The organism is Pseudomonas fluorescens, from assembly GCF_902497895.1.
Classification (GTDB): domain Bacteria; phylum Pseudomonadota; class Gammaproteobacteria; order Pseudomonadales; family Pseudomonadaceae; genus Aquipseudomonas; species Aquipseudomonas fluorescens_BP.
Genome location: NZ_CABVHQ010000067.1, coordinates 1 through 13,308, shown reverse-complemented (window position 1 = coordinate 13,308; position 13,308 = coordinate 1). Strand labels below are relative to the sequence as shown.

The following is a 13,308-nucleotide window of genomic DNA, read 5'->3' as shown; positions in this document are numbered from 1 at the left end:
AGCAATTGAAATAAGCGGGTAGCGCTCATCGCAAAAGCATTCTAGCTGGCTGTCATTTATGACAGTAGGCGAGAGTGGGAAGGGCAAGTATTTTGAAGCTATGGAGGTCAAGAGCTTGCTCAGCACGTTCGTAGCAGCTGCCGAGCCTGCGAGGCTGCGTTCGACTGCGAAGCGGTCGTTAAATCAGGCAATGGGTTCTTTCAGGCAACCGCGTACGCAGGATTTGCGAGGACTTCGGTCGAGCGCGACCCCGGCTCGAACGCAGCCTCGCAGGCTCGGCAGCTGCTACGCCGTTTTCGAGAGTTTAACGCACGGTCAATTTGGCCAATGCCTGCGCAGCCAGCAGCCTGGTCAACTCGGCTGTTGGCAGTTCAACGCCCAGTCGTAGCGCCTGGCCAGACCAGAGGTTGCTGAAATCGGCCTCGCCTTTGGCACGCAGTGGCATCAAGGCGCCGCCAGCCAGCGGAAAGGCGGGTGCCGCCGGGCTGATCGGGCCAAGTTCGCGCATCACCCGATTGAGAATTCCCCGCGCCGGGCGGCCGGTGAAGATATTGGTCAGAGCTGTTTCGCTGTCTTTGGCAGTGCGCAGGGCTTTGTGGTGCGACGCTGTCACTTTCGCCTCAGGAGTGAACAGATAGGCCGTACCCAATTGCACCGCCGAGGCGCCGAGCAGAAAAGCCGCGGCGATCCCTCGGGCATCGCCTATCCCGCCCGCGGCGATGACCGGGACGCTGACGGCATCGACGATTTGCGGCACCAGGGCCATGGTTCCGACCTGAGTGTTGAGGTCGGCGCTGAGAAACATCCCGCGATGGCCGCCGGCTTCATAGCCCATGGCGATGATCGCGTCGCAGCCGTGCTGCTCCAGCCAGATCGCTTCATCGACGCTGGTCGCCGAGGACAGAATCTTTGCCCCGGTGGCTTTGACCCGGTCCAGCAACGACTGTTCAGGCAAGCCGAAATGAAAGCTGACCACTTCCGGGCGAAACTCTTCGAGCACTTCACAGGCGGCATTATCGAAGGGTGCGCGGTTGGAGACGGGCGTGGGTGCGTCGAAATCGACACCCAGTTCCCGATAGTAGGGTTCCAGCAGGTTCTTCCAGTGTTGCTCGCGTCCGGCATCGGCGGTGGGTGGCTGATGGCAGAAAAAATTCACGTTCAGCGGGCGCTGGCTGTGCTGGCGGATGAACTTCAGCTCCTCGCGCAGCTGCTCGATACTCAGCATCGCCGCCGGCAAGGAGCCCAGGCCGCCGGCATTGCTGGCGGCGATGACCATGGCTGAAGTGGTGGCGCCAGCCATGGGTGCTTGAATAATCGGCAGCTCAATGCCGAGCAGGTCAAGAATGCGGGTATCAGGCCATTGGCTCATTTCTGGTTGTTCTCCTACGTCGAAAATAGATAAGGACGGCAACAGGATGTTTGTATCAGGAGTGATTGGCGCAGGGCCAGTCGACTTTCAGCTTGGTTGTCGATTATGCCTTTGGCGCAATTGACTTGGGGGACGATAAGTCTAATGTCCCTGTCATCCCGCATTCATCGCTGTACCAGGAGGCGCTATGTTCAATGGTATTTTGATCGAGAAAGACCAAAGTGGTTATCGGGCCAATCTGACTCAAATCAGCGAAGAACAGTTACCGCAGGGTAATGTCACGGTAGATGTGGCCTATAGCACCTTGAACTTCAAGGACGGCCTGGCCATCACCGGCAGCAGTCCGGTAGTGCGCAAATTCCCCATGGTGCCGGGGATTGATCTGGCCGGGACCGTCGAAGTCAGCACTCATCCCGACTACAAGGCCGGGGACAAAGTCTTGCTCAATGGCTGGGGTGTCGGCGAAGAACATTGGGGTGGTCTGGCGCAGAAGGCCCGACTGGACGGTGACTGGCTGATTCCACTGCCTGCGGCATTCACCCCGGCCCAGGCCATGGCCATCGGTACCGCGGGTTACACGGCGATGCTCTGTATTTTGGCTCTGGAACGCAATGGCGTGACCCCGGATCAGGGCGAAGTGCTGGTCACCGGTGCCAACGGCGGAGTCGGCAGCTTTGCCATCGCCTTGCTGCACAAGCTTGGTTATCAGGTCGTGGCGTCCACCGGACGTGCTGCGGAACGCGCTTATCTGCAACAACTGGGCGCCGGCGAAATTATCGACCGCGCCAGCCTGTCAGCGCCAGGCAAGCCGCTGGCCAAGGAACGCTGGGCGGCGGTGATCGACTCGGTGGGCAGTCACACCCTGGCCAATGCCTGTGCCGGCACCCGCGCCAATGGCACCGTGGCCGCCTGTGGTCTGGCCCAGGGCATGGATTTTCCGGGGTCGGTGGCGCCGTTCATTTTGCGCGGCATCACCCTGGCCGGGATCAATAGCGTGACCCAGCCCAAGGCCAACCGAATCCTTGCCTGGAATCGCCTGGCCACGGATCTGGACTTCAGCTTGCTGGCGCTGATCAGTCATGAAATAGCCTTGAGTGAAGCCATAGAGGCTGCGCCGCGGTTACTCGCCGGTCAGCTGCGGGGCAGGGTGGTGGTGGATGTGAATCGTTGAGCGAGACTCGGGCTAATGCCGATTTTCAACTGAGCATCGGACCTGTGGCGAGGGGGCTTGCTGTGGCGAGGGGGCTTGTCGGAACGCCGCATCGCCCCGTTCGGTTGCGCAGCAACCGTAAACCCTGTGAATGCGGTGTGCCTGATAAAATGGAGTTGCAGGCTTTAGGGCCGCTTCGCGACCCAGCGGGGCGATGCGGCGTTCCGACAAGCCCCCTCGCCACAGTAAGCCGCTCATCACAAATATCGTCCGCCCCCAGGATTTTCTAAGCCTGGCTCTCCCGCTCCAGCAACTGGCGTTTGCGCTCCACGCCCCAGCGATAGCCCGAGAGGTTGCCGTCGCTGCGCACCACCCGATGGCAAGGGATTGCCACCGCCAGGCTGTTGGCGCCGCAAGCCTGGGCCACGGCGCGGAAGGATTTCGGTGCGCCGATGCGCTGGGCGATTTCGGCGTAGCTGGCGGTGCTGCCCGGCGGAATCTCCCGCAGCGCCATCCACACCCGCTCTTGAAAGGCCGTGCCGCGCAAGTCCAGGGGCAGGTCCAGGCCAAGGGCCGGCGCTTCGATAAAACCCACAACCTTGGCAATCAGTTGTTCAAAATCAGGGTCGGCGCCAATCAGATTGGCCCGGGGAAATTTGTCCTGCAGATCGTGGACCAGCGCCTCGGGATCGTCGCCCAGGAGAATCGCGCAGACTCCGCGGCTGCTTTGAGCAACCAGGATCGCGCCCAGGGAGCACTGGCCAACGGCAAAGCGGATGTCGGTATTCATTCCGCCGGCGCGGTAATCGCTGGGTTTCATGCCGAGCAGGTTATCGGCTGACTCGTAGAAACGACTGTTGGAATTGAAACCGGCGTCATACAGCGAGTCCGTTATCGAGTTGCCGTCTGCGAGCCGCTCGCGGACTTTGCGCGAACGGTGACCTGTGGCGTAGCCCTTGGGGGTCAGTCCGGTGAGCGCTTTGAAGACTCGATGAAAGTGAAAGCTACTCATCCCCGCCGTCTGTGCCAGTTCTTTCAGGCTGGGCAGGGTTTCGGCGGACTCAATCTGCCGACAGGCTGTTGCCACCAGCGCCGCGTGTTGCGCCGCGACAGCCGTCTGGTCCTTTGCGGCGCGTTTGCTCGGACGATAACCGGCGGCCTGGGCCTGTTCGGCGGAGTCGAAGAATTCGACGTTTTCCGGCTTCGGCAGACGCGCCAGGCTGCTCGGCCGACAATAAATGCCGGTGGTTTTCACCGCATAGACAAATTGATCGTCCGCGCGCGGATCGCGTGCCAGCACCGCCGACCAGCGTGGATCATTTTCTGTGATGGTTTTTGCGCAGGTGGAGGTCATGGTGTTCCACTCGATTACGGGTTCAGCTCAGATTAGCGAGCAGGAGGGGCGAGGGCACTCCGGGTCTTGCGGTCAAATTCCGAATCAGGGGTCTTTCAGCCAGCAGTGCGGAAAGTGAAGTTGATCCGTTGCGCGCCGAGTCGCGAGTGCTGGCCGTCCTTGAGCGGCAGTATGCCGTGATAGCGCAAGCGATCCACGCCGCCCCAGACTACGATGTCTCCATGAAACAACGGCACCCTCTGGCTTTTATCACTGCGTGCATGCCCGCCGAACAGGAAGATGGCCGGTAACCCCAGGGACACCGAAACGATCGGAGCGCTGTAGTCGCGTTCGTTCTTGTCCTGGTGCAAGGACATCTTGGCCCCCGGCACGTAACGGTTGATCAGGCAGGAATCGGGCATGAAGTCGCCAAATCCCGCGGCCAGCGCCGCGGCCTGAGCCAGCTCCAGGAACACCGTCGGCATATCGGGCCAGGGCTGAGCGGTTTGTGGATCGGTGTGGGTGTAGCGGTAGCCGGTTCGATCGGTGGTCCAGCCGAGCGTGCCACAACTGCTCAAGCCCACCGACATGGTAAAGCCGCCGGGGGTGATCATCTGTCGAAACGGCGCAGCCAGCAGAACCTCATCCAGCGCCGGCAACAAGCGCTCCAGCCAAGGCAGGGCAAAGCCTCTGAGCACCAGGGACTGCTCGCCGATCTGTTGGCTTGTGGCGGGTTGCTGCACCTCTGCGTCGGCAAACAGATCAAGGGTCGTGGGTTTCAGCTGATCACTGCGCATCGTGAAATATGATTCCAAGAGTATGCCGTTTACCCGAATGCAGGCGACTCACGCCGTGGCGCAGGGTGACTCGGTAGAAGCCTCGAACACCTTGCACCGGCCGCTGATTCACGGCAAAAATCAGCGCATCGCCTTTGTTCAGACCGATAACTTGCGGCCGCGACTGCATCCGTGGGCGTTGTTCGGTGATGACGAACTCGCCGCCGGTGAAGTCATCGAAGGGGGCGGACAGCAGGATCGCCACCTGCAACGGGAATACATGCTCGCCATACAGATCCTGATGCAGGCAGTTGTAGTCCCCAGGCCCATATTCCAGCAACAGCGGTGTCGGTCGTTGCTGTCCGGCGGCATGGCAGCGCTGGAGGAATTCCTCGTGTTCCAGCGGATAGCGAACGGGCAGGTTCATCTGTTCATTCCAGCGGTTGGCCAACCCGACAAGCCGGGAATACAACTCATTGCGCAATTGCGCCACCAGGATCGGCAGCGGGTAGCGAAAGTATTTGTATTCGCCCCGCCCGAAGCCGTGGCGAGCCATCAGCACATGGGCGCGGAACAGCGCCTGGTGCTCATACAGGGCACTCAGGTTGTTGCAGTCAGTGGCGTCGAGAAGCCCGGGCAGGATGACGCTGCCATCCCGGTCCAGGCTTTGCTCGATAGTGGTCCAGTCCCGAGCCCCGAGATCCAGCGCCCCATGGCGTTGCTCCAGCAGTCGAACAGTCGCGAGGGAATGTGTGGAGGGGGGATGTAGAAGGGGCACGGTCTGACTCCTGAACCCAAGGCTGAGGTCTGCCAGTCTAGGGAGCGTCGCCGCGGTCAACACTCCGGTGCTTGCGGTCGAATTCTTGCGAGTGGCCGATCACTCTGCAGGAGCGTGACTTCCCTGTTGCTCCAGTTCGCTTACAGCGCCTTGCTCACATTGACATCGCTGATGACGTCGTCGGTCTGGCCATGAAGGGCCTCCAGCGCAGCCTTGGCTTCTTCCTCGGTGCCGGACTCCAGCTGCGCGAACTCGAAACGACGCTCGCCATTGAGTTTGTATTTGATCACGTACTTGGTCGTCTGGGTCACGGTCGTTCCTGTTTCTGTCTGATCGTGGGGCGGTTTCAGCGCAGTTTCGAGCTGGAGCGGCGGATGATCTTGATCGAGTGGGTCAGGGTCGGTTTGCGGGTCACGCTGATTGCCCGGTTGTTGACCGTATCAATAGTGATGTTCCAGAAACCGGTGCTCGGTGCAGTGATTTTCGCCGGGAACTTGTCAAACGCACCGCCGTGATACGTATGCCGACCGCCATTTTTAAAGCTGCGGAAGTTGGCGTCGTTCATCAGCCGGATGTTGCATACCTGGGAGCACTCGATGACGACGATATCGTCTTCGTTGAGGTGCTCGCGCTGGTGGATAAATTTCATGGGCGCCTCCAGAAGGGCTTTTTCTACAAAATCAAAACGATAGCATGGGCCATGGCGCAGTTTATCAGCCCGATCGGATTATTATCGGGCTGACGTGTGGGGCTTTGATAATAAAAAACAGTTATCGGCGGGTTTATGCGAGATAAACCCCGGCGCGCCGGATAAAAACAGCATTTGCGCTGTCGGAGGGTCTTTACTGGAGATTTTATATGAAGCGAGCTGTGTGGGCTCTGACCTTGGTGATAAGTGGTTGTGCGACAGTTTCGGATATCCACCAGACGCCGCCGACCATGAGCGTAATCTCGGGGAAAAATCCGCAGGACTACGCCAAGTGTGTGGTCGACAAACTGGCCAGTAGCCGTGGCGCCTTGCAGATTGAGCCAGTCAAGGAAGGGGTGCGGGTGATTGTCCCGCAAAAATTTTCGTCCGGCCCGGCCGCGATCTTTGAAATCGACGAGCGTTCCAGCGGCAGCAGCATCAAGCTTTATGAGCGGATGAGTAATATGCCGTTGCGACCCGCAGATGTGGGCAATGCCGCCAACGAGTGCATTTCCGGCGGATTGCCACGCAAACTGGCAACGTCCTCGGTGTTTACTGCCTGAAGAGCTGAAGACACGCCCTGTTCGTAGCTCGGCAGACGTTTTTGTTTTCAGCGGATTTCTGGCGAACCCGATTGGCTGGCGGCAACGTCGAGCACCGCTAGACCAAGGCATCCGATAAACTGCCGCTATAGAACACAGATGCCGTCAACTCCGGCAGTTGTGTTGCGCGGTTTTTTTGGGAGTCAGTAATGAAGCGTGAGCAGGTAAGGGTGCGGCATGCCGAGGGGCATATCTCGGCGACCCATGTGATTCAGAATCCGGCCGATCCGGGGGAGTGGATCGTGTTTTTCAAGAAGAGTGAGGGGCGCAGTTATTTCCTGGTGGATGACAGCGATGAAGTCGAATCATTCGCGAGCCTGGATGATCTGATCGAGACCGTGCGCGGGCTCGGAATCAAATTTGCGGAAATTCATATGTGATCAAGCCGGGGCTGCTCGGGCGCGATTACTTGCAGACCACCAGCACGCTACGGCTCTTGTAGTTGCCGACGTCGGCTCCCAGGGTCTTGTCGCTTGGCTTGGGTGACGGCGTGCCATCGGTGCCAATGATGTCATAGCCGGTGCCGGCACAGGAGCTATCGGCTTTTTCATAGCAGGTTTCCCAGGAGTTGGCCCCCCCGGAACAATCAATCGTCAGTCCTTGCTGGCCGTTTTTCAGATAAGTCTTTTCAGCACTGGCACAGCCGCTGAGAGCAGCGAGTATCGCGCTGGAGAGCAGAATTTTTTTCATGTCGGTGGTCGTCGTCGAGGTGTTATAGAGGGGCAGGTACGGTGAGGCCAAGGCCGAGAGATTATAGCGAAAGGACATTTTCGTATAGATAAACACCAAAAGGCCCTGCGCAAGGGCAGGGCTTTTTGGTTGGGATCGTGCTCAGGACTTGGCGTTGCGTCGCCGGGCCGGGGGTTTCGGCTGGTCCTGCAGGACCTCTGCGACTTCACAGGCCAGGGCTTCGGACGGGAAAGGTCCGGCGACGTTTTCGCCGCTGGCGCTGTCTACCCACCATTGGCCATCTTTTGCCTGATTGATCAGGTAACCGTTCACGCTTTTTACTGCCGACATCGATCTGTCTCGTTGGCTGGATCAAGCGCCCAATGATAGCGCCAAATACGCATTAAAAGCGCATTTGGCGGATTCTCGCCATTTTCCAGGCAAATCCCTTCGATAGCACCCGCCCCTTTAAAAACCGGGCCTGGCGGCAAGAAGGTGATTTACGCCGGGCTCGATATATAAGATGCTGCGGAACTATCGGCCTCGATATTTCTCTATGATGGCATCGGTCAGCCCGCGTCGGGCATTGAAAGGTGCTCGCCGCCTGATTAGACTGCGCCAAATTCGTACGTACAGCCCTTTCAAGGACACATATGATCAAGAAATGCTTGTTCCCAGCAGCCGGTTACGGCACTCGCTTCCTGCCAGCGACCAAGGCCATGCCTAAAGAAATGCTGCCGGTGGTGAACAAGCCACTGATCCAGTACGGCGTAGAAGAAGCACTGGACGCTGGCTTGACAGAAATCTCCATCGTGACGGGTCGTGGCAAGCGTGCCCTGGAAGACCACTTCGACATCAGCTACGAGCTGGAAAACCAGATCAAGGGCACCGACAAGGAAAAGTACCTGGTCGGCATCCGCAAGCTGCTCGACGAGTGCTCGTTCTCCTACACTCGCCAGACTGAAATGAAAGGCCTGGGCCACGCGATTCTGACCGGTCGCCCACTGATCGGTGACGAACCGTTCGCGGTCGTGCTGGCGGACGACTTGTGCGTCAACCTGGAAGGCGACGGTGTCCTGACCCAAATGGTCAAACTGTACAAACAGTACCGTTGCACGATCGTCGCGATCCAGGAAGTCGACCCGCAGGAAACCCACAAATACGGGGTGATCGCCGGCGATTTGATCGGTGATGACCTGTACCGCGTACGGAACATGGTCGAGAAGCCAAAACCTGAAGATGCGCCGTCCAACCTGGCGATCATCGGTCGTTACATCCTGACCCCGGACATCTTCAAGTTGATCGAAGAAACCGAGCCGGGCAAAGGTGGCGAGATCCAGATCACCGACGCCCTGATGAAGCAGGCCCAGGACGGTTGTGTGATTGCCTACAAGTTCAAAGGCACGCGTTTCGACTGCGGTGGTGCTGAAGGCTACATCGAAGCCACCAACTTCTGCTTCGAGCACTTCTACAAGACTGGCAAGGCTTTCTGATAGCGCTTCGCCGTGCTGTTCTGAAGCCATCTTCGCTGACTGCGTGAAAACGCACTGAAGGCGGACTGAAGAAACGCCCCGACTTGTTCGGGGCGTTTGCTTTTGTAGTGCCGCCATGGATTACGAAAAGCCCTCGGCTGGACACGCCTTGGAACAGATCCATGACCCGAATTTCGATTTGTTTGTAGGACAATCCTGGCGTTACAGCGCTACCGATACCGACTTGCAAATGGTAATAAGTCATGGAGATTATTGATGCCATTGCCCCGTACTCTGCTTGCTCTCTCCCTGGGTCTGGTTTTTCTGCAAGGCCAGACCTTCGCCGCAGCGCCACTGTCAGTGACCGACAGCGCGGCTCACGCCAGTGCTGATAACAACGCCTGGGTCGAAATCAACAAAGCTGCGTTCGAACACAATATCCGCGCTCTGCAAGCCACCCTCGCCGACGCATCGAAAATCTGCGCCGTACTGAAAGCCGATGCCTACGGCCACGGCATCGGTTTGTTGATGCCCTCGGTGATCGCCATGGGCGTGCCCTGTGTCGGCATTGCCAGCAACGAAGAAGCGCGCGTAGTGCGTGAGAGCGGCTTCAAGGGACAACTGATGCGCGTGCGCACCGCCGCTCCGAGCGAACTGGAGGCCGCATTGGCCTATGACATTGAAGAGTTGCTGGGTAACTTCGATTTTGCACTCCAGGCGAGCTTGATCGCCAGGCGTCATGGTCGTCCACTGGTGGTGCACCTGGGCCTGAACTCCAACGGCATGAGCCGCAACGGACTCGATATGAGCACAGTCCAGGGCCGTCGCGACGCCCTGGCAATCACCCAACTACCCAACCTGGAAGTGAAGGCGATCATGACCCACTTCGCCGTCGAAGAGGCCGCCCAGGTGCGCGCCGGGCTCAAAGCCTTCAACGAACAAGCCAATTGGCTGATGAGCGTGGCACAACTGGACCGCAGCACCATCACCCTGCACAGCGCCAACTCTTTCGCCACCCTGCGAGTGCCTGAGTCGCGCCTGGACATGGTCCGCCCCGGCAGCGCGCTATTCGGTGACACCGGGCCGTCCCCCAGCGAATACCAGCGAGTGATGCAATTCAAATCCCGTGTTGCATCGGTCAACAGCTACCCCAAAGGCAACACCGTCGGCTACGACCGCGCCTACACCCTGAGCCGTGATTCGAAACTGGCCAACATCACTGTCGGATATTCCGATGGCTACATCCGCGCATTCACCAACAAAGGTTTCGTCTTGATCGGCGGCCATCGCGTGCCGGTGGTGGGCAAAGTGTCGATGAACACCCTGATGGTCGACGTCACCGACGCACCGGCTGTGAAAAGTGGCGATGAAGTGGTGTTGTTCGGCAAACAAGGCAGCGCCGAAATCGCCCAGGGCGAAGTCGAGGGTATCAATGGGGTATTGATGGCGGATCTGTTTACCCTGTGGGGCAATTCCAATCCTAAAGTGCTTGTCGGACACTAAGCGCCTGAGAAAAGGCTAAAACGTTCCACGCATAAAAGACCTTCAGCGTGCTTCCACCCAGTCTGTTCGGGTAGCTTTTTCATTTTCCGGCCTCATAGTAGCTTGCGGCACTGCCCAAAAAAGCCGAAGCGGTTATGCTTGTGGCCTGCCGAGGAGATTGAAATGGCCTACGATTTTGACCTTTATGTGATTGGCGCCGGTTCTGGCGGGGTGCGGGCTGCGCGGTTTGCCGCGGGGTTTGGCGCGAAAGTGGCGGTGGCCGAGAGTCGCTACCTGGGTGGCACCTGCGTCAACGTCGGTTGCGTGCCGAAAAAGCTGTTGGTGTATGGCGCGCACTTCGCTGAAGACTTTGAGCAGGCCAAGGGTTTCGGCTGGTCGCCCGGCGAGGCCGAATTCGATTGGCCAACACTGATTGCCAACAAGGACCGCGAGATCAATCGATTGAACGGTATCTATCGCAACCTGCTGGTCAACAGCGGCGTAACCTTGCATGAAGGTCACGCCAGGCTGATCGACCCGCACCAGGTGGAGATCAATGGCGAACGTTTCACCGCCAGGCACATTCTGCTCGCCACCGGTGGCTGGCCGCAGATTCCGGATATTCCGGGTCACGAGCATGCCATCAGCTCCAACCAGGCGTTCTTCCTGAAGGAGTTGCCCAAGCGCGTCCTGGTGGTCGGTGGTGGCTACATCGCCGTCGAATTCGCCGGGATCTTCCATGGCCTGGGAGCGGATACCACGCTGTTGTATCGCGGCAATCTGTTCCTGCGCGGCTTCGATGGTGCGGTGCGCACGCATTTGCAGGAAGAGTTGACCAAGCGTGGAATGAATCTGCAGTTCAATGCGGACATCGAGCGCATCGACGAGGTCGATGGCAGTTTGAAGGTGACGCTCAAGGATGGTCGCCAGCTGGAAGCTGATTGCGTGTTCTATGCCACGGGTCGCCGTCCGATGCTGGACAATCTGGGGTTGGAAAACACCGCGGTGAAGCTCGACAAGCGCGGTTTCATCGAGGTCGATGAGCAGTATCAAACCAGTGAGCCGTCGATTCTGGCCATCGGTGATGTGATTGGCCGCGTGCAACTGACGCCGGTCGCGCTGGCTGAAGGCATGGCCGTGGCGCGCCGTCTGTTCAAGCCGGAGCAATACCGTGCGGTGGATTACCGGATGATCCCGACGGCGGTGTTCAGCTTGCCGAACATCGGCACGGTTGGCCTGACTGAAGAGCAGGCCAGGGAAGAGGGCTACAGCGTGCAGGTCTTCGAAAGCCGCTTCCGCCCCATGAAGCTGACGCTGACCGAATGCCAGGAGCGCACGCTTATGAAGCTGGTGGTCGATGCCAAGACCGATAAGGTGCTGGGTTGCCACATGGTCGGGCCGGATGCCGGCGAGATCGTTCAGGGGCTGGCCATTGCCTTGAAGGCAGGTGCGACCAAGCGCGATTTCGACGAAACCATCGGCGTGCATCCGACGGCCGCCGAAGAATTCGTCACCCTGCGCACGCCTGTCGCCCGCTAATCCTCTTTGCCAGGTTCGGCATCCGGCTCCGTGATTGCCATGCACGCTTGGTGCAGGGCCTGCAACGCGGCTTCGGTTTTTGTCAGGGAAAGCTCCAGCGCCTGGTTGATTCGGGCCTGCTCGTCGACGGCATGCTGGAGTGACTGGCTTTCCAGCGAGGCGACGCGCAAGCGTTCCTGGAGTAGGGTGCGCTCACTGTCGATGCGGTTCGAGTGCTCCAGCAATTGTTGATGACGGTTGTTGATCTGCTTGAGTTGTTCCTGGGTCAGGCTCAGCTCTCTGAGGGTGCCGCGGTTCTCGGTCAATAGCCGCTCATTGTCGCGGTGCAGCTGGGTGATCTCGTCCTGACGCACCAGCGCGCTCTGCTGCGCCTGGCGCAATTCCATTTGAACCTGTTGCAGCTGTCCTTCGTGACGGCGTTGTTCCTGTTCGCGTTGCTCCTTGATGGCGCTGCGGTAGTGCTCCAGCGCATCGCGGGCGTGCAGGTGCTTCTCTTCCAGTGAGCGAATCTGCTCATCCTTGTCTTTCAAGCGCAGTTCGAAGTCGCTCAGGGCCTGGTTCAGTCCGGCGTTGCGGGTTTGCTCGGTCTGCAGCATCGAACGGGTGCTCTGCAGCGTGGCGGTCTCGTCGGCCAGCGCCACGTTGGAAATCTCCAGCTGTTGCTTGAGCTGAGCCTGGGTGTTCAGGACTTGCGCCAGTTGCGTCTCCAGCAGCTTTCTTTGCGCTTCGAATCTCGCCTCGGCGCGATCGATCGGCTCCTGGGCCTGCTCCTTGAGGCGCTGCGCCAGGCGCGTAACCAATTCCGTCAACTCGTCGTCGAGCTGCTCCTGTGGAGCTCCGAGACGCTGCTCGCCGTCATCCAGCTCCTTCAGGTAGCGATGGATAGTGGTTTTCGAGCCGGTATTGCCCATCTCGATCCGTACTGCATCGATGCTTGGGTGCTCGCCACGGGCGAGGATTGCCAGGCGTGCCGTTTGCACCACCGCTTTGTTTACGCCGCCACGTGCCATGTTTGCTCCGTCGATTTCGTACTGTAGTATGTACTATGTATATACATACCTTATCACGCGATTGAAAAAGTTAAAGCTTTGTATTTTTGGCATGGGATATACTGGTATTACCCCGTGTCATAGCTGTTTCGACGTGTTTAGGTCGCTAAATCCGTACACAACACCCTGTAGCCGGCCGAATTCGCGGATGTACACAAATCCTGTAGGAGCTGCCGCAGGCTGCGATCTTTTGATCCTCCCAGCAGGCGACTCGTTGCCTGAGCTGGCGCCAAGGTCAAAAGATCGCAGCCTTCGGCAGCTCCTACGCCGGCCGAATGCACCCGTGATACCGCGGATGTACACAAATCCCTGTAGGAGCTGCCGCAGGCTGCGATCTTTTGATCTTCCCAATAGGCGACTCGTTGCCTGAGCTGGCGCCAAGGTCAAAAGATCGCAGCCTT

Annotated in this window: 15 protein-coding genes; 6 read left to right on the top strand and 9 right to left on the bottom strand. The window is 58.9% G+C overall.

Annotated elements, in window-relative coordinates; all coding sequences use genetic code 11:
* Window positions 1-304 precede the first annotated feature (304 nt).
* The gene (locus F8N21_RS24835) at window positions 305-1,369 is read right to left on the bottom strand and encodes an NAD(P)H-dependent flavin oxidoreductase (RefSeq protein WP_150644642.1); all 1,065 of its coding nucleotides are present in this window, start codon (window positions 1,367-1,369) and stop codon (window positions 305-307) included.
* A gap of 187 nt (window positions 1,370-1,556) precedes the next feature.
* Between F8N21_RS24835 and F8N21_RS24830 the strand changes: the two genes are divergently transcribed.
* The gene (locus F8N21_RS24830) at window positions 1,557-2,540 is read left to right on the top strand and encodes an MDR family oxidoreductase (protein ID WP_150644641.1); all 984 of its coding nucleotides are present in this window, start codon (window positions 1,557-1,559) and stop codon (window positions 2,538-2,540) included.
* A 265-nt stretch (window positions 2,541-2,805) separates the two neighbouring features.
* Here F8N21_RS24830 and ada read toward each other — a convergent pair whose 3' ends face one another.
* The 5 genes from ada to F8N21_RS24810 all read right to left on the bottom strand — a co-directional run bounded on the left by ada (window position 2,806) and on the right by F8N21_RS24810 (window position 6,055).
* Entirely contained in the window at window positions 2,806-3,873 is a 1,068-nt protein-coding gene (gene ada, locus F8N21_RS24825; RefSeq protein WP_150644640.1) for a bifunctional DNA-binding transcriptional regulator/O6-methylguanine-DNA methyltransferase Ada, read from the bottom strand.
* A gap of 95 nt (window positions 3,874-3,968) precedes the next feature.
* A complete protein-coding gene (alkB, locus tag F8N21_RS24820; RefSeq protein WP_150644639.1) occupies window positions 3,969-4,649 on the bottom strand; it encodes a DNA oxidative demethylase AlkB in 681 nt (226 codons plus the stop codon).
* Window positions 4,639-5,334 carry a 2OG-Fe(II) oxygenase gene (locus F8N21_RS24815; RefSeq protein ID WP_150644671.1) on the bottom strand — a complete coding sequence of 232 codons (696 nt, stop codon included), beginning with the start codon at window positions 5,332-5,334 and terminating at the stop codon, window positions 4,639-4,641. The genes alkB and F8N21_RS24815 overlap by 11 nt, the downstream gene beginning before the upstream one ends.
* A gap of 212 nt (window positions 5,335-5,546) precedes the next feature.
* The gene (locus F8N21_RS30570; protein WP_191624401.1) at window positions 5,547-5,717 is read right to left on the bottom strand and encodes a hypothetical protein; all 171 of its coding nucleotides are present in this window, start codon (window positions 5,715-5,717) and stop codon (window positions 5,547-5,549) included.
* A 35-nt stretch (window positions 5,718-5,752) separates the two neighbouring features.
* The gene (locus F8N21_RS24810; protein ID WP_150644638.1) at window positions 5,753-6,055 is read right to left on the bottom strand and encodes a DUF1883 domain-containing protein; all 303 of its coding nucleotides are present in this window, start codon (window positions 6,053-6,055) and stop codon (window positions 5,753-5,755) included.
* 209 nt (window positions 6,056-6,264) lie between these two features.
* Between F8N21_RS24810 and F8N21_RS24805 the strand changes: the two genes are divergently transcribed.
* Window positions 6,265-6,657, top strand: a complete 393-nt coding sequence (locus tag F8N21_RS24805; protein WP_150644637.1) for a hypothetical protein — start codon at window positions 6,265-6,267, stop codon at window positions 6,655-6,657.
* A 188-nt stretch (window positions 6,658-6,845) separates the two neighbouring features.
* Entirely contained in the window at window positions 6,846-7,076 is a 231-nt protein-coding gene (locus F8N21_RS24800; RefSeq protein WP_150644636.1) for a hypothetical protein, read from the top strand.
* 25 nt (window positions 7,077-7,101) lie between these two features.
* Here the strand turns inward: F8N21_RS24800 and F8N21_RS24795 are convergent, their stop codons facing one another.
* Together F8N21_RS24795 and F8N21_RS24790 are read right to left on the bottom strand one after the other, a co-directional pair.
* Window positions 7,102-7,386, bottom strand: coding sequence for a hypothetical protein (locus F8N21_RS24795; protein WP_150644635.1), 285 nt, complete (start codon window positions 7,384-7,386; stop codon window positions 7,102-7,104).
* Window positions 7,387-7,527: 141 nt separating this feature from the next.
* A complete protein-coding gene (locus F8N21_RS24790) occupies window positions 7,528-7,716 on the bottom strand; it encodes a hypothetical protein (protein ID WP_150644634.1) in 189 nt (62 codons plus the stop codon).
* A 302-nt stretch (window positions 7,717-8,018) separates the two neighbouring features.
* On the opposite strand from F8N21_RS24790, the gene galU reads away from it, so the two are divergent.
* The 3 genes from galU to gorA all read left to right on the top strand — a co-directional run bounded on the left by galU (window position 8,019) and on the right by gorA (window position 11,858).
* On the top strand, window positions 8,019-8,858 hold the full coding sequence (galU, locus tag F8N21_RS24785) for a UTP--glucose-1-phosphate uridylyltransferase GalU (RefSeq protein ID WP_150644633.1): 840 nt from the start codon (window positions 8,019-8,021) through the stop codon (window positions 8,856-8,858).
* A 255-nt stretch (window positions 8,859-9,113) separates the two neighbouring features.
* Window positions 9,114-10,340: an alanine racemase gene (alr, locus tag F8N21_RS24780; protein WP_150644632.1), complete on the top strand. Its 1,227-nt coding sequence runs from the start codon at window positions 9,114-9,116 to the stop codon at window positions 10,338-10,340.
* 162 nt (window positions 10,341-10,502) lie between these two features.
* Entirely contained in the window at window positions 10,503-11,858 is a 1,356-nt protein-coding gene (gene gorA, locus F8N21_RS24775) for a glutathione-disulfide reductase (RefSeq protein WP_150644631.1), read from the top strand.
* Here the strand turns inward: gorA and F8N21_RS24770 are convergent.
* The gene (locus F8N21_RS24770) at window positions 11,855-12,868 is read right to left on the bottom strand and encodes a DNA-binding protein (protein WP_150644630.1); all 1,014 of its coding nucleotides are present in this window, start codon (window positions 12,866-12,868) and stop codon (window positions 11,855-11,857) included. The two genes, gorA and F8N21_RS24770, sit on opposite strands and share 4 nt — an antisense overlap.
* Window positions 12,869-13,308: the final 440 nt, after the last annotated feature.